The sequence below is a fragment of the Neorhizobium sp. 2083 genome (assembly GCF_031455615.1).
In the GTDB taxonomy this organism is placed as follows: domain Bacteria; phylum Pseudomonadota; class Alphaproteobacteria; order Rhizobiales; family Rhizobiaceae; genus Neorhizobium.
Map to the genome: position 1 here is coordinate 269,616 of NZ_JAVDTC010000007.1, position 17,998 is coordinate 287,613.

Annotated in this window: 17 protein-coding genes, 2 pseudogenes and 1 riboswitch; of the genes and pseudogenes, 15 read left to right on the forward strand and 4 right to left on the reverse strand. The window is 58.9% G+C overall.

The window, feature by feature from the left end:
- Positions 1-494 precede the first annotated feature (494 nt).
- Positions 495-1,145: pseudogene (gene radC / locus J2X76_RS25195) on the reverse strand (DNA repair protein RadC); the annotation flags it as partial.
- Between the two features lie 253 nt (positions 1,146-1,398).
- Here radC and J2X76_RS25200 point away from each other — a divergent pair.
- On the forward strand, positions 1,399-1,605 hold the full coding sequence (locus tag J2X76_RS25200; protein ID WP_310220223.1) for a hypothetical protein: 207 nt from the start codon (positions 1,399-1,401) through the stop codon (positions 1,603-1,605).
- A gap of 424 nt (positions 1,606-2,029) precedes the next feature.
- Here J2X76_RS25200 and J2X76_RS25205 read toward each other — a convergent pair.
- Positions 2,030-3,043: pseudogene (locus J2X76_RS25205) on the reverse strand (3-methyl-2-oxobutanoate hydroxymethyltransferase).
- A 131-nt stretch (positions 3,044-3,174) separates the two neighbouring features.
- Between J2X76_RS25205 and aztD the strand changes: the two are divergent.
- The 5 genes from aztD (at position 3,175) to J2X76_RS25235 (ending at position 8,990) form a co-directional block, all read left to right on the forward strand.
- Complete coding sequence (gene aztD / locus J2X76_RS25215; RefSeq protein WP_310220225.1) at positions 3,175-4,413, forward strand: zinc metallochaperone AztD; 1,239 nt, start codon at positions 3,175-3,177, stop codon at positions 4,411-4,413.
- A gap of 307 nt (positions 4,414-4,720) precedes the next feature.
- Positions 4,721-4,917, forward strand: a riboswitch (cobalamin riboswitch).
- A 98-nt stretch (positions 4,918-5,015) separates the two neighbouring features.
- On the forward strand, positions 5,016-5,795 hold the full coding sequence (locus tag J2X76_RS25220) for a (2Fe-2S) ferredoxin domain-containing protein (protein WP_310220228.1): 780 nt from the start codon (positions 5,016-5,018) through the stop codon (positions 5,793-5,795).
- A 21-nt stretch (positions 5,796-5,816) separates the two neighbouring features.
- Complete coding sequence (locus J2X76_RS25225; RefSeq protein WP_310220229.1) at positions 5,817-7,313, forward strand: ABC transporter substrate-binding protein; 1,497 nt, start codon at positions 5,817-5,819, stop codon at positions 7,311-7,313.
- A 7-nt stretch (positions 7,314-7,320) separates the two neighbouring features.
- A complete protein-coding gene (locus J2X76_RS25230) occupies positions 7,321-8,235 on the forward strand; it encodes an ABC transporter permease (RefSeq protein ID WP_310220230.1) in 915 nt (304 codons plus the stop codon).
- 80 nt (positions 8,236-8,315) lie between these two features.
- The gene (locus tag J2X76_RS25235; protein WP_310220231.1) at positions 8,316-8,990 is read left to right on the forward strand and encodes an ABC transporter permease; all 675 of its coding nucleotides are present in this window, start codon (positions 8,316-8,318) and stop codon (positions 8,988-8,990) included.
- A gap of 310 nt (positions 8,991-9,300) precedes the next feature.
- Here J2X76_RS25235 and J2X76_RS25240 read toward each other — a convergent pair whose 3' ends face one another.
- Positions 9,301-9,870 carry a DUF2478 domain-containing protein gene (locus J2X76_RS25240; protein ID WP_310220232.1) on the reverse strand — a complete coding sequence of 190 codons (570 nt, stop codon included), beginning with the start codon at positions 9,868-9,870 and terminating at the stop codon, positions 9,301-9,303.
- A gap of 641 nt (positions 9,871-10,511) precedes the next feature.
- Between J2X76_RS25240 and J2X76_RS25245 the strand changes: the two genes are divergently transcribed.
- The 9 genes from J2X76_RS25245 to J2X76_RS25285 all read left to right on the forward strand — a co-directional run bounded on the left by J2X76_RS25245 (position 10,512) and on the right by J2X76_RS25285 (position 17,196).
- Positions 10,512-10,664 carry a hypothetical protein gene (locus tag J2X76_RS25245; RefSeq protein WP_310220233.1) on the forward strand — a complete coding sequence of 51 codons (153 nt, stop codon included), beginning with the start codon at positions 10,512-10,514 and terminating at the stop codon, positions 10,662-10,664.
- Positions 10,664-10,960 (forward strand): Fis family transcriptional regulator, encoded by a 297-nt coding sequence (locus J2X76_RS25250; protein WP_310220234.1) that lies wholly within the window; start codon positions 10,664-10,666, stop codon positions 10,958-10,960. The genes J2X76_RS25245 and J2X76_RS25250 overlap by 1 nt, the downstream gene beginning before the upstream one ends.
- 46 nt (positions 10,961-11,006) lie before the next feature.
- Positions 11,007-11,219, forward strand: coding sequence for a periplasmic nitrate reductase, NapE protein (napE, locus tag J2X76_RS25255; protein WP_113131650.1), 213 nt, complete (start codon positions 11,007-11,009; stop codon positions 11,217-11,219).
- A 5-nt stretch (positions 11,220-11,224) separates the two neighbouring features.
- Positions 11,225-11,725 (forward strand): ferredoxin-type protein NapF, encoded by a 501-nt coding sequence (napF, locus tag J2X76_RS25260; protein WP_310220235.1) that lies wholly within the window; start codon positions 11,225-11,227, stop codon positions 11,723-11,725.
- Positions 11,718-11,999 carry a chaperone NapD gene (locus tag J2X76_RS25265; protein WP_310220236.1) on the forward strand — a complete coding sequence of 94 codons (282 nt, stop codon included), beginning with the start codon at positions 11,718-11,720 and terminating at the stop codon, positions 11,997-11,999. The genes napF and J2X76_RS25265 overlap by 8 nt, the downstream gene beginning before the upstream one ends.
- Positions 11,974-14,478: a periplasmic nitrate reductase subunit alpha gene (gene napA, locus J2X76_RS25270; protein WP_310220238.1), complete on the forward strand. Its 2,505-nt coding sequence runs from the start codon at positions 11,974-11,976 to the stop codon at positions 14,476-14,478. Before J2X76_RS25265 ends, napA begins: the two co-directional genes overlap by 26 nt.
- Positions 14,448-14,942 carry a nitrate reductase cytochrome c-type subunit gene (locus tag J2X76_RS25275; RefSeq protein WP_310220239.1) on the forward strand — a complete coding sequence of 165 codons (495 nt, stop codon included), beginning with the start codon at positions 14,448-14,450 and terminating at the stop codon, positions 14,940-14,942. Before napA ends, J2X76_RS25275 begins: the two co-directional genes overlap by 31 nt.
- The gene (locus J2X76_RS25280) at positions 14,939-15,646 is read left to right on the forward strand and encodes a NapC/NirT family cytochrome c (protein ID WP_405030084.1); all 708 of its coding nucleotides are present in this window, start codon (positions 14,939-14,941) and stop codon (positions 15,644-15,646) included. The genes J2X76_RS25275 and J2X76_RS25280 overlap by 4 nt, the downstream gene beginning before the upstream one ends.
- A gap of 830 nt (positions 15,647-16,476) precedes the next feature.
- Positions 16,477-17,196, forward strand: coding sequence for an alpha/beta hydrolase (locus tag J2X76_RS25285; RefSeq protein ID WP_405030085.1), 720 nt, complete (start codon positions 16,477-16,479; stop codon positions 17,194-17,196).
- A gap of 282 nt (positions 17,197-17,478) precedes the next feature.
- Here J2X76_RS25285 and J2X76_RS25290 read toward each other — a convergent pair whose 3' ends face one another.
- Positions 17,479-17,937, reverse strand: coding sequence for a DUF3237 domain-containing protein (locus J2X76_RS25290; RefSeq protein ID WP_310220240.1), 459 nt, complete (start codon positions 17,935-17,937; stop codon positions 17,479-17,481).
- Positions 17,938-17,998 lie beyond the last annotated feature (61 nt).

Genomic DNA, 17,998 nt, shown 5'->3' on the forward strand with positions numbered 1-17,998 from the left:
CGGGTCTCCATTGAAAGCGACCTGAATGACCGTCTTGTCGGTCGAATGTTAAATCTCACACCACATTGATAATTTAGTATTAACTAAAAAAGATTTCTCAATTGCACATTCAGGCTAATGCGCCTGTTTTGATGGACGGGCAACGTGCGTGGTTCAGGCGAGGGCTTTATGAGGGCATTTTCCTCCTTAGCTGGAAGCATCCAGCAAGGTGGAAGCGGAGCGGTCGTAGCCCGCAACCGCGGCGTGGATCCCGAAACACGTGTTCAGGAAGATCCTTCGTTGTGGAAGATGTCGCCTCCGCAGATATTTCGAAATTCGCCTGGCCGCACGGATGACCACTTGGGTTTTCGGAGGGCATGAGAATGACCGTGATGATCGTGGAGTCTAACGGGAAGACGCCTGCCGCTGGTGCGCCGCCGCTCCGTAGCCCGCGATCCCGTTCGGCCTTAGATACAGATGCGGCCCTCTTCTCGCTCCCTTTCCGCCGTCAGGGATCAGATCACGCTCAGTCTCTTTGGGCTGACATGGCGTCCTTACCGACGATGATATGATCATACACGGCGATGCCTAAATGCTTGGAGGCGCCAATTATTCTCTTTGTCATATCGAAATCAGAATTCGATGGCGTAGGGTCACCGCTCGGGTGATTGTGGACGAGGATGACGCCGGTTGCCGAAAGTTCGAGCGCCCGCCGCATCACTTCGCGCGGATAAACCGGCGCGTGATCGACAGTGCCATGTCCCTGTACTTCGTCGGCGATCAGCATATTGCGCTTGTTCAGGAATAGCACGCGCAACTGCTCGGGGTTCGTACGCCATCGCTGCGCGACAATAATCGATGACCGTCGATGAAGAGCTGAAGACTTTCTTGCTACGCATCTCGTTTTTGAGCATACGCTGGCCAGCTATCCCTATGAACTTCAATTCCAACGCGATCGCCTTGCTGACGCCGTTGACCTCCTGCAGCAAGGCGACGGGCGCACTAAAGACGCCGGCGAGCGTGCCGAAGCGTTCAAGCAATCCTGTGGCGAGCATCTTGGTATTTCGCTCAGGAGTGGCGTGAAAAAGAAGAAGCTCAAGGATATCAAAATCGTCCAGCGCGGCTTCGCCACAGTTTTGATATTTCTCGCGAAGGCGATCGCGATGGTCGGGAACCTTCATTAATACCCCAAAATCACACGCATGACGTCCGCCGTCGCGAGGCATTCGGCTCAATCAAGTACAAACTTGGGTTGCATTCTGTCACCCCTCATTTTAGGGTGTGGCAAAACATTAAAATGCGCTCGATGTATTGGAGGAAAGACCAAGCCGGCCGTTGATGCCGTGAGCTTGAAGATGCCAAGGCTGTATCGTCGGACAGTTCGTTATGAGCTTTGGGCCCAAGCAAGACAGAGAAAACATGAAAACCGTGAAAATAAGCACCCGTAGTGATTTCGCCCTGGGGGCAATCGAACGGGCCCGAGAGATCGTAACATCCGAAGGAGCCGCATTCGCGATGGCTGCTCGCGAAATGGACGAGGAAGCGCTTGGAAAAACGCAGCCGCGCTCGGCAAGGCGATCAGCGATGCTGATGCTGAAAGTGTTTGATGTTCTGACGGTAGATTAACATTCGGCGTGATGGCTGATCGACGGTGGGACGTTCACCAAGAGCTTGATAACCTGTTCAATGCCCGCGATTTTGTCACCTGCCTAAATGTATGGCGGACGAACCTGCGCATGCTGATTTCCGTCTTCCTGCCATCGGCCTGATTGCCTTCCGCTTCTGACTTTCAGGAAGCGATCGGTCGGCAGGTATGATGCTCAAACGGAGAGCTTTTTGGAGGCCGACCTAGATTAGGAAGACGTCCGCACGCGCACCTCAAACAAAAGGGACTGAGTGATTGCGTGATCCATCGATGCGATGGCCCTTTTGGCGGCACATTCCGGAAACGACGGCAGTCGAATACCAGCGTGTCCCTTTCTGAGGCCTTCCCGGACGAGGAACTCGTGCAACAAGTTGCAGGACCTCAAGGCTGTTCATGAGCATCCGGTCACGACCGTCGCTTGAATGTACGTTCGTTGCGGGGAAACGCTCGTGAGCGCACCTCTTCCGCATAGCCCCCAGCCGCGGCCCCAATCCTATTCCCGAGTTCGTCATACCGTTTGACGAAGCGTGGTGCGAAGTCGTTGAACAGACCGAGCATGTCGTCAGATATCAGGATCTGGCCGTCGCAGGCTGCTGAAGCACCGATCCCGATTGTCGGAACCGGGATAGTCCCGTTACCTCCCGGGCGAAGGTCTCGACCCTACCCTCAATGACAACCGCGAAGGCTCCTGAGTTTCTGACGGCCTCGGCGTCACGCCTGATCTTCGCAACCTCTTCGTCGGAATGACCGACGGACCGGTATCGGGCCCGCAATATGAACCTGCTGGGGCATCAGGCCAATGTGAACAAGAACGAGGACGCCCCGAGAAGTGAGGAAGGAAATGGTCTCGGCCATTTCCTCACCACCTTCAAGTTCGACCGCATCGCATCCGGTTTCCTGGAGAATGCGCACAGCATTGCGATAGGCCAGCTCCTTGGATTCCTGGTAGCTTCCAAATGGCATATCGACGACCACGCAGGATTTGCCGACACCTCGCATCACCGCCCTGCCGTGCGCAATCATCACGTCGAGCGTCACCCCCACGGTGCTGTCCAGACCGTAAAGCACCATGCCGAGGGAATCTCCGACAAGCAGGAGATCGCAATGTTCATCAACGAACCGCACCATCGGCGTTGTATGGCGGTCAGGCATACGATCGGCGTTCCACCCTTCATCGCCCGGATACGACTGGGGTTTAAGCGTGTGGCGGAGCCCGCGGCACTCATCGCGCCTCTCCTGTCCCACACTCGCGCCTCTTTCGCGATCATCCGGTTGTCGAGGAGCTTGGTCTTGCCGATCCGCACGAACAGTGCAACGACGACCGGATCTTCTATCCTGCCGACATTCTGCAATGCGCATGGGATTTTTCGAGTTCCAACCAAACCTTGTTCGTGCCGCCCCAGGAGATTGACAACTCATGCCTATGTAATGTTATTACATCCTTGATGAATGTAACGTAATAACATTATTGATCGCACGATTGACCGCCGGGCGCTATGCAGCGGCAGTACGTCGTTCGTGGAAAACCTAACAACAACGGAAGGAACCCAATGAGACCAGTTCACCCCCGTGCACGCATCATAGCCGTTGTGGCTGCAACTTTTTTTCTCGTTGGCACTGGCGCCATAGCGGATGAAGATAAGGAAACGAAGGAGGCTTGGCGTCTCTTCATCGCCGATCATACTCATCCGGTTGTCCGAGCCATCGATTTTTCCGACGGCAGGGAACTCGGCCGCTACAATGTAAAGGGTCATGCCGCTTTGACGGCGAGTGCGTCGGGCCGGACGGTGTTCGTCGCCCAGAGCGAAGCCGATATCGTCCATGTCATAAAGACCGGCATCGACTTCTCCGATCACGGCGAGCATCGTGACCTTGACGTTTCCGATCCAGCCCTTCTGCCCGTCAGCTTCGAAGACAAGCGGCCGGGACATGTGGTTCCGCACGACGATCACGTGATCGTATTTTACGACCTTGGCGGCAAGGCCGACGTTATCGACGAGATGGCTCTTCTCAAAGGCGAAGCCGAGGTCCGAACCGTCGACACGACTAAACCCCATCACGGAGTGGCCGTTGCGATGGGTCGCCATGTACTTGTCTCGGCGCCGAACGCTGAAGTGGAAACGACGCCGAATGAACTGCCGCCACGCGTCGGCCTTCGCGTGATTGATGAGAACATGAGGCAAGTCGGCGAAATCAGCAAATGCACGGACCTTCACGGCGAAGCGACCTCAGCTCGTCTTGTCGCGTTCGGATGCAAGGAGGGTGTGCTCGTTGCCCGGCCCGGAGGAATCGACGGACCGAAAATCGATATCCTTCCCTATCCGCCCGAATTTCCGAAGGGCTATACAGGCACGCTTCTCGGCGGCAAGGCGATGCAGTTCTTCCTGGGCAATTACGGCGAGGACAAGGTCGTTCTGATTGATCCCGATAACGAGCACCCGTTCCGGCTGATCGAGTTGCCAACCCGCCGGATCGATTTCCTTGTCGATCCCGCGATGCCCCGCAACGCTTACATCCTCACGGAAGATGGCGACCTCCATGTGCTCGACGTGGTCAAGGGCGGAATCGTCCGCAAGGCAAAGATCACCGAGCCCTATAGCAAGGATGGCCATTGGCGCGATCCACGTCCTCGCCTGGCGGTGGCCGATGGGCATATTGCCATAACTGATCCCAGGCATTCGCTTGTCCGGATTGTCGATGCGCAAACCCTAAAAGAGACCCGAACGATCGCCGTGCAAGGGAAGCCCTTCTCGGTCGTCGCGGTCGGCGGTTCCGGCTTAGCACACTGACATCGCGGGAACCACGGTCGGAATCCGGGAATTCCGCTTCCGATTCCGACCAATTCGCTTTGAAATGACGATACCGCACGCCTTGGCTGACGGCCTGAAACTGACGAACCGGGCCTCCTGCCGCCGGCTGCGATCGTCGATCAGCGGTCCAGTGCTTCCCGAATCCTGCATCGTCTCCACAATTATGGTCTAAAAGCGCCGCTTCAGGATCTTGCCGGTGGAGCCGAGGTGAAGAGGCGCGTCGGGATCGTCAGCCAGCGTGACCGTGTGCCATCCGATGGCTGGTTGACACCCGGCTACGGCAGTATACGGTCTGCGCCGTCAAGGTTCTTCCGTCTCTGCGACGGAAGCTAAGAGGGAATCCGGTGTAAACCCGGAGCTGTCCCGCAACTGTGAACGGCGAGCCGTTCGTCCAACATGTCACTGGCAGAGAATGCCGGGAAGACGGACGATCAAGGCTTTGACCCGTAAGCCAGGAGACCTGCCTGACGTTTGGGATTTCCGTGGTCGGGGTGTGCCACAGGAATGAAGGTGCTTTTGGGCTCGCGCCCGATCGCGCCGTCATTTTTGCTGCCTCCTCGCAAGTGATAGAGATTGAGGCAGTGGGCAAGGACGACAACCTCACCGACACGATATCGAGGCGTGCGATCCTGCTGATCGCCAAGTCCGCGTTTGCGGCTTCGCCGCATCTCGAAATGCAACGCCTGGCCCATCGCATCGCGGTGTTTCACCCTGGTGCCAAAGTCCGTTTCGCATTTACCGAACAGGGCACGCCATCCCTCCGCGAGGCCTTGTCGAGCCTGTTGGACCAGGATGTCGATGCCGTCGTGATCGTACCACTCGTCCTGCCCATGGAGCCGAGCTTTCATATCTGGCTGACGAGATCCCTGAAGCGGTGGAAGGCTTTGGCCGAGCGGCCGTGGCCGGCCCTGTCGATCACAAGGGACATTGCATCCAGCCCGCTGATGGCTCCGCTTCTTGGCGATCTGCTTAAAACGACAGAGGCGCTAGCAGAAACACCCGGGCGGAAATTCTCTGCCGAGGGTTCGTTGATCCCACCACAGAAACGGCGTGTCCTCGTTTGCGAAGGCGGAGCCTGCAACAGCGCCGGTGCCGACGCCATCTGGAACCACATCCGCAACCAGCAGGAACGCCGCAATCTGCGTGTGGTCGGCGACGGCACGATGACGGTCAAATCCACCTGCCTCGGTCCCTGTGGTCTGGCGCCGGTCCTGCAGGTCTTTCCCGAGGGCACTTATTGCGGCGGCGTCACCGAAGAGGCGGTCGACCGGATCATCACAGAACATCTGCTCGGCGGCCATGTCGTCGAGGACTTTGCCTATCACCCGACTGGCCGCAAGCAGCGACTTCGCGTGCGTTAAAACAAGACTAAGGAGAGAGACTTGCCTTCGAAAATCCTATCCGGCCCCACGGCGGCCTTGCTGGCCGCCTCGGTATTCGTCGTCGCATCCGCTGCTGTTGCGGCCGAGCCGTTGCGGATCGGCGCGACATATATCACCAGCGGCACCGATCCGGCCAGGGCATCGAACGGCTGGGCGCTGACCAGCCATGGTGTCGGCGAAAACCTCTTCACCGTCGACAAGGAAGGCAAACTTGTTCCCGAACTTGCGGAAAAGGCAGAACGTACCGGCGATCTGACTTGGACGATCACGCTGAAGGCCTACCGGAGGTTCTCCGATGGAACGCCGGTCACCGCCAAGACGCTCGCGGCGGGTTTCGACAACACCTTCGCCAACAACAAGGCGGCGCTCGCCACAGGCGGCAAGCTAAGCTTCGAAGCGGCCGGCGACCTGACTCTCAAGGTCACGACCGAGAAGCCGGTTCCACTCATCCAGTCGCTGTTCGCCGAATGGCCGCTGATTGCCTACAAGCCGGTTGGCAACGGCAATGCCGTGTTCACCGGCCCCTACAAGATCGCCGGCTTCAAGACGGATGCGTCGATCAAGCTCGAACCGAACGCCTATTTCGCTGCCTCGGAAAAACGCTCGCCGGTCGAGTTCCGCAAATTCGGCGAAGCACAGACGATGACGCTGGCGCTGGAATCGGGCGAACTGGACCTCGCTTTCGGCCTCCCGTCGGAAGCGGTGACTCGCCTGAAGGCGAATCCGGAACTCACCATCAAGTCGTTCCCCGTCGGTTATCAGTATCTCGCGTTTTTCAACACCACGCGCCCGCTGCTCGGCGACGTGAAGGTGCGCCAGGCCCTGGATTTCGCTTTCGACCGCAAGGAACTGTCGGCCGCGATCAGCGGCGGCGAGCCGGCAACCGGCGCCTTTGCCTCCTATTTCCCGTTCGCGGGCAGGCAAGCCCGACCAACGGACCTTGCCAAGGCAGCGGCGCTTCTCGATGCGGCAGGTTGGACGAAGGGTGCGAGCGGGATACTCGAAAAGGACGGCAGACCGCTTCGCCTCCTTGCGATTACCTATCCTCAGCGTCCCGACCTCGTGACCATGCTTCCGGTCGTGAAGGCTGAACTCGCGAGGATCGGCATTGCGGTCGACACACAGGTGGTCGAGAACATTTCGCAGGTCGCAGCCGCTGGTGATTTCGATATCGCGCTCTGGGCGCAGCATACCGCCCCGAGCGGCGACGCCGCCTTTTTCCTGAACTCGATGCTGAGAAGCGGTGCTTCGCTTAACTACGCGAAATATGCTTCACCGGATTTCGACGCGATCCTCAATCGCTTCGCAGCCGAAGGCGATCCGGCGAAACGCGTCGCGATCGCGCTGGATGCCCAGGCGCGGCTTTTCGCAGATGCACCGGCTTCCTTCCTCGTCTCACCGGTTTGGTATGTCGGCATGTCGAAGCGGTTGAAGAATTACGAACCTTGGGGTTCGGACTACCACGTTCTGCGGGCCGATATAGGCGAGGCAAAGTGAGATAGACATGCATCCGGTTCGGCTCGGGATCCAATCCATCACCGGTATGTTGGTGATTTCGCTGGCGTCTTTCACCGTCATCAATTCGATGCCGGCCGATCCGGTCGCGATCGCCATTCGTGTCTGGAACCTGCCGGCGACGGATGAAACCGTCGCTGCGCTGCGAGCGGAATGGGGGCTCGATCAACCCCTGCTGTTTCGTTATTGCGATTGGCTTACGCGTTTCCTAACGGGAGATTGGGGCCGCTCGTTCCGCACGGGAGAGCCCGTGCTCGGTGAATTCCTGGAGCGCCTGCCCATCTCGCTTTCGCTGGGTATTGCGGGGTTGGCGCTTGCCATCGTCTTCGCAATCCCGCTCGGCTTCTTCGCCGCCGCCCATCCCAAAGGCGTCGCCGATCGGTTTAGCCGGACCCTCTCCGTTTTCGTTCAGGCCGTGCCGGGATTTTGGCTCGGCCTTGTCGTGCTATGGGTGCTCGGCGTGCAGCTTCGCTGGATCAGGCTCCTCGCCCAGGATTGGACGGCCGCGGTCCTGCCGATCCTGCTGATCGCCCTGCATTTCGTCGCGGTCCTCGCACGGGTCTATCGGCGTGACCTGATGGAGACCGCAACCCAGCCCTATTTCCGCACGGCACTCGCCAAGGGCCTTTCGGAGCGCCAGGCGCTGTGGCGGCACGGACGTTGCGGAGCACTGTATGCTCTGCTGGCTGCTGTGCGATCCGAAGCCGGCTGGGTAATCGGCAGCACGGCGACGATGGAAATTCTCTTCGGTCTGCCCGGCATCAGCCAATTCCTCGTGCAGAGCATCGCCGCCCGCGACCAGATGGTGCTGCAGGCTTACGTCATGGTCATCGTCCTCTGGATGCTCGTCATGAATCGCGGCGCCTATCTCGCAATGCGCTTCCTCGATCCGCGTCTCGCCTGATGGTCCGATATTGCCTGCTTGCGGTACTTGCCGTCTTCCTGGTCCTCGGTGGGTTTTGGCAGCCATATGATCCGGATGCCGTGGATATCCTCGCCCGTCATTCAGGCATGACGGCAAGCCATCTGCTTGGGACCGACCACCTCGGCCGTGATGTTCTGTCCCGCATCATGGCAGGTGGCTGGCGGACGACCTGCGTCATCCTTGCCGTCGGTCTGACCGGGTTCACGGTCGGCACGTTTCTCGGCACCGCCGCTGCCGTTCTCGGGACCTGGCGCGAAACGCTCATCCTGCGCTCTTGTGAATTCTTCATCATGGTGCCGACGCTGGTCGTGGCTTTGACGGCAGCGGCGATCTTCGGCCTTTCGCCGCTCAGCGCCGCCCTGGCACTCGGTCTTGCCGGTGTCGGGCCGCATGCGCTGCTCGCCCATACGCTGAGCAAGCGGGTGCTGGGCCAACCCTTCATTCTCGCGGCACAAAGCCTCGGCGTCTCGTCATTCGGGATGATTTCCCGTCATCTGCTTCCGAATACGCTGCCCTTGATGTTTGCCTATGTTGGAAACCAGGCGGGCTTGGCGGTGGTGGCCTATGCCTCGCTCGCGTTCATCGGTCTCGGTGCGGATCCCTCGCAGCCGGATTGGGGTGCGATGGTCTTCGAATACCGCGTCTTCATCTTCGACCATCCGATGCTGATGATCTGGCCGGGCACAGCAATCGCGATCACCGTTTCGGCACTCAACTGGGCTTTTGACGATTAGCATGAATGCCAGCCACAGTCCGAACATCGCCGTCATCCACCAGTACTCCGGATCGGCAAATCGATCCCAGATGTCCATCCTGTAGGTCATCCAGATACCGGTTGCGCCCGAAAGCGGGATCGAGATGCGCACCTGTTGCGAAAAACGCCGCTCTATATTCTCGAAAAGAGACCAGGCTTGCTCGACCGTTCCTCGTGATCGGGACATCGGGAGAACGATTAGCGTTACGAAGGCCAACCCTCCGATCCAGTGGATGATGGCAAGAACGTGCAATACGCGCACGACCGCGATATCATCCATCACCTGACTCTCATGCTCTTGCCCACATCGCCTCATCTACCGGCCTGCATGTTGTTCGCAAATACTCGGCCGCCACCTGTCGATCGGATGGAAGTTCCGACAGTTCGATTTCTCGCGCGAGGTCGCCCGCGAACGCACGAAACGGAACCAGATTGATCGCGGGGACGCCGATTAGAACCGGAACCGATAGATCGAGCGCCTTGACCATCAGCGACCTGAAGCCGCCGCCTTCAACCTCAGCCTTTCCGAATTTGGAGAGGACGAGCAGATCGGCTTGCGGCGAAAGGCCCGCTTCAGCCGCCGTGCACGCGTTCAGGAGCCGCTCTGAATTCAGGACGCAACCTCTGGCATAAAGACCACGATCGTCGGATATCCGGTGGAGTGCACCAGTCGCCAGATCCCTTACGGACATATCGCATTTTGCGCGACCGGGCTTCTGCTCACGATGTTGAACAAGTCCGGCCAACCGCATGCCCAGAACGGACATCATTTCCGTGATTTCTCCCGCAAAAACCTCGAAGTCCGCCCCGGTTGGATAGACGATCGCGGTGATCCGGAAGCCCTGATGAGTGGCCTGCATGATTGTCTCCCTTGATTAAGATGCCAGCGGCGACCGGGCCAACGCGATTTTGATCCTAAAACCGGCTCTCCATAGAGAAACCGATGCCGGGGACGACGGCGGCCGCGTCCAAGCGTCATTCGATATATTGTTTTTCGAGCCACCGTTTGCGCTACCGCAAACAGGGGCGATCAGCGGCATGGCACAAGAAAGGAACATTCAGGTTTAGGAGAGCTGGGAATGTTGTCTTGACGGTTACTCGATCTTTTACCCGATGCCCTTCTCTGCGGTCGCTCGGTTTCTTTGCCAAGCCGGGAAGCCCATCTTGAACCACGGGCCGGGGTAGCTGAAGCACGCCCGAGATCATGCATCGATCCACATCACATCAGACACGACGAGGTCGTGACCGGAAATTCTTTTGCCATGCTGAACCTTTTACGGTACAGGGGATGAAAATGAGGCGACTTGTTGCGCGTTTCTACAGGACAATGTCCGGTGAGGAACCCGTTCGGGATTGGCTTTCGACAATGGACAGTTTGGATCGAAAAACCATCGGGATAGACGTTGCGTCGGTGGAATTTGGGTGGCCCCTGCATGTCCCTGAACACGAGGTTCTCGGCAGGGGTGTCTTCCGGCTCAGATCCAACGTCAGGCACGGACGAATGGAAGCGCGCACGTATTTCGCCATCCAGGCCGAAACAATGCTGCTCCTGCACGGCGAGTGCGGGGAAAACGACGGCGAAGATGTGGCGAGCAGACGACTGCAGGACTATCGGCGCAGGGGTCTTGGCTCGATGGAAAGCGAGGATGTTTGATGGCAGAGAAAGCCAATACTGCAGCAGGCGGAACCCTCGAGGAATATCTCGATATAACGGGCGAACGAGAAGAGGTTTATGGAGCGGCGATCAAGCGCGTGCTCGCACTACAGCTCGAATCGGCCCGCAAAGGCAGGGCGATCAGCAAGTCGGCGATCGCGAGCCGCCTGCACACCAGTCGTAGCCAGATCAACCGGGTCCTCGACCCGAACCATGTCGCAGTATCGCTCGATATGCTGGACAAAGTGGCGCGGTCTGTCGGGAAGCGTTTGAATGTTGAGCTTGTGGACGTCTGAGGCATTTTTCGGTGCGTGGGCGTAAGACATTTTAGGGAGACGTGTCTTGGAGGCGATCGGATCGAATGACAGAGCGGACTTCCGCTCGAAACGGCGACGCGAACTGCTCACCTTCGTGGTTCTGGCCTTCGCCATCTGGCCGGTCGTGGCTGTTGGAACCGTCGCGAGTTATGGCTTCATGGTCTGGGCCTACCAGATCGTCTACGGCCCGCCCGGCCCGCACGACATCACGCCGGCACGGCCGAATTCGGCGGAGTGATAGGCATGGCTGAAGTCGCCACTACACGTCGCGCCTTTTTAACCGGCGGAGGCCTGCGCCCAAGGCAAGGTTACTATCCGCCGGGGGTAACGGCTACATCCATTGCTCACTGTTCAGGTTGCGGCGAATGCGCCGACGCCTGTCCTGCGAAGATCATCGGCATGCGAGATGGCGTGCCGACCGTCGATTTCAACGCGGGCGAGTGCACATTCTGCGGCGAGTGCTCGAAACGATGTCCGGAGCGGGTTTTCCCGCCTGAACCCGCGACCGCATTCGCCCATCACGCCTTCCTTGCAGACACCTGCCTCGCCGTGAATTACGTCGACTGCCAGGCCTGTCGCGATGCCTGTTCAATCATGGCGATTCGATTCAAACCGCGGCTGGGCGGCCCTTTCGTGCCTGTCCTGGACGCTGACGCCTGCACCGGTTGCGGCGCATGCGTTTCAGTCTGCCCTACTCAGTCCATCACCATGACAGTCCGCACGGTGGAGGCTGCCCATGCCTGAAATCCATTATCACATTTCAAGCGCGGTGGTCGTTACGCGGCCGGAAGCGGTTCAGGCCATGTCCGCCACCCTTGCCGGGATCGAAGGCGTCGAGGTGCATGCTACAGGCGGCGGCAAGATCGTCATCGTCATCGAAGGCCCCAGTTCCGGGTTCCTTGGCGAAACGTTGATACGGATTTCGGCGATGGACGACGTTATCGCCGCCCACATGGTTTTCGAGCAGACAATTTCAGAGAAGGAGATGTCGGATGACGGCAGAACTCACGCGGCGTGATGTGCTGAAAGCGCAGGCTGCTGCGATCGCGGCATCGACCGCCGGCATCGCCCTGCCGGCTGCGGCACAGTCGGTTCCTGGCGGTGTCACGGCGCTGGAAATCAAATGGTCCAAGGCGCCTTGTCGCTTCTGCGGCACCGGCTGCGGCGTCATGGTCGGTGTCAAGGAAAACCATGTCGTTGCAACGCATGGCGACATGGAGGCGGAGGTCAATCGCGGCCTCAACTGCGTGAAAGGCTACTTCCTGTCAAAGATCATGTACGGCAAGGATCGTCTGACGACGCCGCTTCTACGCAAGCGGAACGGTGTATTCGACAAGGAAGGCGAATTCGAACCGGTCACCTGGGAAGAAGCCTTCGACATCATGGCCGAAAAGGCCAAAAAGACGTTGAAGGAAAAAGGCCCGACCGCCGTTGGCATGTTCGGCTCAGGCCAGTGGACGATCTTCGAAGGCTATGCCGCCACCAAACTGATGCGCGCCGGCTTCCGGTCCAACAACCTCGACCCCAACGCGCGCCACTGCATGGCGTCAGCGGCCTACGGCTTCATGCGCACCTTCGGCATGGACGAACCGATGGGATGCTACGATGACTTCGAACATGCCGACGCCTTCGTGCTGTGGGGCTCGAACATGGCCGAGATGCATCCGATCCTCTGGACCCGCGTTGCGGACCGGCGGCTGGGCCATGAGCATGTCAAAGTCGCGGTGCTATCGACCTTCACTCATCGCAGCATGGACCTGGCCGACATACCGCTGATCTTCAAGCCAGGAACGGATCTTGCGATCCTCAACTACATAGCCAATCACATCATCCAGAAAGGCCGGGTCAACCAGGAATTCATCGACAAGAACACCAAGTTCATGAAGGCTACGACCGACATCGGTTACGGCCTGCGTGCGGAGAATCCGCTGGAGGTGAAGGCGACCGGCGCGGCAACGGCTGCCGATATGACCCCGATCGATTTCGAAGCGTTCAAGAAGCACGTTTCGGAATACACGCTCGACAAGGTCGCCGACCTGTCCGGCGTCGACAAGGCCTTCCTGGAACAGTTGGCTGAACTCTACGCCGATCCTAAAATCAAGGTCATGTCGCTTTGGACCATGGGCTTCAACCAGCACGTCCGGGGCGTCTGGGCGAACCAGATGGTCTACAACATCCATCTGCTGACCGGGAAAATTTCCGAGCCAGGCAACAGCCCCTTCTCGCTGACCGGTCAGCCTTCCGCCTGCGGCACCGCCCGCGAGGTCGGCACGTTCGCCCACCGGCTGCCGGCCGACATGACGGTGACCAACCCGGAACATCGCAAGCATGCCGAGGAATTGTGGAAGATCCCGCACGGCATCATCCCGGAAAAGCCCGGATACCATGCCGTCCAGCAGGACCGCATGCTGCATGACGGCAAGCTGAACTTTTATTGGGTTCAGGTGAACAACAACATGCAGGCGGCAGCCAACAACAGTAACGAGGCGTACAAAGGATATCGCAACCCGGACAACTTCATCGTTGTCTCGGATGCCTATCCGACCGTCACCGCCATGACCGCCGATCTTATTCTGCCGGCCGCCATGTGGGTTGAAAAGGAAGGCGCCTATGGCAATGCCGAGCGCCGCACGCATGTCTGGCATCAACTCGTCAACGCACCGGGCGAAGCCCGTTCCGATCTCTGGCAACTGGTCGAGTTTTCCAAGCGCTTCAGGACCGAAGAGGTATGGCCGCAGGAAATTCTCGACCAGAATCCCGACTACAAGGGCAAGACCCTGTATGAGGTGCTGTTCCAGAACGGTCAGGTGGACAAATTCCCGGTCGCCGAAATCTCGCCGGACTATGAAAACCGCGAGGCCAAGGCATTCGGTTTCTACCTCCAGAAGGGCCTGTTCGAGGAATATGCCAGCTTCGGGCGAGGCCATGGCCACGACCTTGGCCCGTACGACCTCTATCACCAAGTGCGTGGCCTGCGTTGGCCGGTCGTCGACGGCAAGGAGACGAAATGGCGTTATCGCGAAGGCTACGACCCCTACGTCAAGGCCGGTGAAGGCTTGAAGTTCTACGGCCAGAAGGACGGGCGCGCCGTCATCCTTGCGGCCCCCTACGAGCCTCCGGCGGAAAGCCCCGACGAGGAGTTCAATTTCTGGCTGGTCACCGGGCGGGTGCTCGAACACTGGCATTCCGGCTCGATGACCATGCGTGTGCCCGAGCTTTACAAGGCATTCCCGGGCGCCCGCTGCTTCATGAACGGTGATGACGCGCGCCGGCTTGGGATCAACCAGGGGGCCCAGGTGAAAATCCAGTCGCGGCGCGGCGAGATCATCAGCAGGGTGGACATCCGCGGGCGTAACCGCATGCCGCCTGGCGTAATCTTCGTCCCGTGGTTCGACGCCAGCCAGCTGATCAACAAGGTTACGCTGGATGCTACCGATCCCATCTCCAAACAGACGGATTTCAAAAAATGCGCAGTCAAAATCCTCTCCGTCGCCTAATGGTCCGGCGTACATGGACGATCGCGGCGCTCGGCCTTAGTCTTCTGACGGGCACGGTCGTGCTCGCGCAGACAGTCCCGCAGCTGTCCGGCCGGCCAAATCCCATGGAGAATACCAAGAGCGAGCCCCTTCCCCGCTGGGTCGTCGATGATATCCGCAAGATGCGCAACTATCCGGACCAGCCGCCGATCATTCCGCATTCGATCGAAGGCTATCAGCTTTCGGTGAACACGAACCGCTGCATGTCGTGTCACAAGAGAGAGCTGACCGAGGGCTCGGGCGCACCAATGATCAGCGTGACCCATTACATGAACCGGGAGGGCCAGATGCTGGCGGACGTCTCGCCTCGCCGCTATTTCTGCACGGCTTGTCATGTGCCCCAGGCCGATGCCCGCCCGTTGGTCGATAACACCTTCAAGGATATGAGCGAACTGGGCTTCAAACCGGCGGGATCCGGGCAATGATCAGCACGGTCAAAGCAATCATCCTCTGGGCTTGGCGCATTCTGAGCACACCTGCCGCGACCTTAAGTCTTGGCTTTCTGACCCTTGGCGGCTTCGTCGGCGGCGTCATCTTCTGGGGTGCATTCAACACGGCCCTGGAAGTCACCAATACGGAAGCCTTCTGCACGGGCTGCCACGAAATGAAGACGAACGTCTATCAGGAACTGACCAGCACGGTGCACTTCTCAAATCGCTCCGGCGTGCGGGCTTCCTGCCCGGATTGCCACGTTCCGCATCGGTGGACCGACAAAATTGCCCGCAAGATGCAGGCGTCAAAGGAGGTATGGGGCAAGATCTTCGGCACAATCAACACCCGTGAGAAATTCCTCGATAAACGACTTGAGCTGGCGCAGCACGAGTGGGCTCGACTGAAAGCCAATGACAGCCTGGAATGCCGGAACTGCCACTCGTCGATCGCGATGGATCTGACGAAACAGACCAAGCGCGCCGGCGAGATCCACACGCGCTATCTCCTGGCGGGCAAGGCAACCTGTATCGACTGCCACAAGGGCATTGCCCACGAACTTCCCAACATGGACGGTGTCGATCCGGGGTGGAAGGTACCGGCCGAGCTGCTGGGAAAAGTCACCGAGGACAGCTGGCATGACGGCTTGAAACTGACGGCATATCTCAATGGAGTTTCGGGAGAGTTGGCCAACGACTAGGCTGACAATCATGCCTTGGCGGGGCGACGATGACGCCGCACAGACACAATGAAGATCGATGCCACCGTGCTGGTCATGCGACGTTTCGCCAGAACTTGCCCAGTCGAACCGCGCACGACGAGCGAAGCCTTGGTGATGGTCGTGGGGGTGATGGGGTTTCCTTCGCGGATGCTCTCAAGCACCACTTTGGCGGCCGTTTCCTCGAGTTGACGGGCAGGCGTGTCGACCGACCTTCGCAATCGGGCAGAGGCGCTCCTGAAGTCTCTCGTTAAACGCACCTTTCAGGATGGCCGACTTCGCAGCGGTCTGGCTGAGCGCGACATTGTCTTCGCGATGATTCACTTTGCAAGGCCACTTTCGATTGGACTGCCCGTGAGCGAGGAACGGGCCATTGCCCATCGGCACCTGGACTTCTACATCGACGGGCTCTGCACCCGGCCAAGTGGCTAAATTGGCGCTCCTAACGCCATGTTCTCGTCGTCTAGAGCATCCTGGCACGAAGGGACGTCTTGGGTATGTCGCCCTGTCGGGATCCGGCTCGCGGCCGTTGGGTCGAAATGCCTCTTCGAAGACGCATTAGATGTTAGGCGCCAAAGCCCGGAGTTAGGGCCGCTCGCATCATTGCCTATACCCGTATGCGCAATGCGGCCGCGGGCGGCAAAGCCAGCTATATGTGTCCATACTCGAGAATCTGACGGGCAGAGTTCTCTGCGAGCCACAACTGACAACGTTTCACCACGTCATGATGTTTGAACGGAACGTCAAACATGGGTCCAATCTTAAGGTGAGACGACAATGACAGTTCGAATATATGGAGAGTTGTTCGCACTATGCGATGCCTCGATATTCGCCACGGTTACCGGCGACGGCCCGCCGTTGCTGCTCCTGCACGGCTTTCCCGAAACATACCTCATGTGGCGAGATATTGCTCCGCTGCTGCGTCCAAGTTCACCGTCGTCTGCGCCGATCTGAGGGGCTATGGTGCCAGCAGTTGTCCTTCAGCTGTTGCTGACCCTTTCGCCTACTCAAAGCGTGCGATGGCGAAAGACATGATCAAGTTGATGGCAAAGATCGGATTTGCCGGTTTCAAGGTCTGTGGCCACGGCCGGGGCGGCCGTGTGGCGTATCGAATGGCACTGGACTACCCGAGTCAAATCGAGAAGTTGGCCGTTCTCGACATCGTTCCCACTTCCGACGCTTGGGACCGTGCGGACGACCCTTTCGCGCTAGCATTCTGGCCCTGGAGCCTGCTCGGGCAATCGGCGCCGTTCCCGGAACGGCTCATCAGCGCCGCGCCCGAGGCAGTTATCGACAACGCACTAGAGGGTTGGGGATCCACCACGGCGGCCTTCCCGCCTCAAATCAAACGTGCTTATGTTCACGCGCTGAGCGATCCGGACCATATTCACGCGATCTGCGAGGAATATCGAGCAGCTGCGACTATCGATCGAGAGCACGATGCAGAAGATCGAACCGCAAGTCGCGGAGTTCACTGCCCGCGGAGTTCACTGCCCGGTGCTGGCACTCTGGAGCGCGAACGGTCCCCTTGAGAAATGGTACGCCTCAGATGGGGGGCCATTGGCGCTCTGGCGCCAATGGAGTGATCGGGTAGAAGGTCACGCCATGCCTGGCGGACATTTTTTTCCGGAGGAATATCCAGAGGATACTGCGGAGGCTTTGGCCAGATTTTTCGAGGGCTTTGGTGCGGTCGCTCAGGCCTTGTGATAGGGCGCAGGAGTTGGTCACGGAACCTGACGCCGACTGTATGTGCTGTCCAGGCAACTGGATGAAGGCCTCGTGAGGGGGCCAGATCCAAATGAATGCGAACTGCTCTAAAGAATCTCGAATACATCATACTCGACGCCACCAGGCCGCCGCCCGCCTTTCGCAACCGCCACGATCTGGTTGAGCCAGGCGTGGTGTGGGGCGGCTGTCTCGAAATAGGGCGTTGTCCGGAGATAGTATTCGGCATCATCAACCGCTTCGCCGCGAGCGAGGCGCTCGTCGACAGCCTGGGAGGACCGCCTAACGCCGCGATAGGTCATCAAGATCAGGCCACCGTCATTGGCGATCAGCAAGAGCCTTACATCTTGCTGAAACGTGCCGTCTGCGCGTGCCAGCAGGAGATCAGAGCCGATCAGCGGCGACACCTCTCCTTTCAGCCTCTCGCCTTGGAAATATCCGCCGGAAACGGGAAATATGCGGCGGCTTCCGGCCGGTGTCTTGCCAAGCTCCAGCGCCGGATGAAGAGTGAGAACCAATGTGAACAAGTGTCGAGATTGCAGGGACATGTGGGATCGCCTATGTTGGATCTAAATCCTACTTGAAGGCGCCGTATCCCCAAAACGCGCT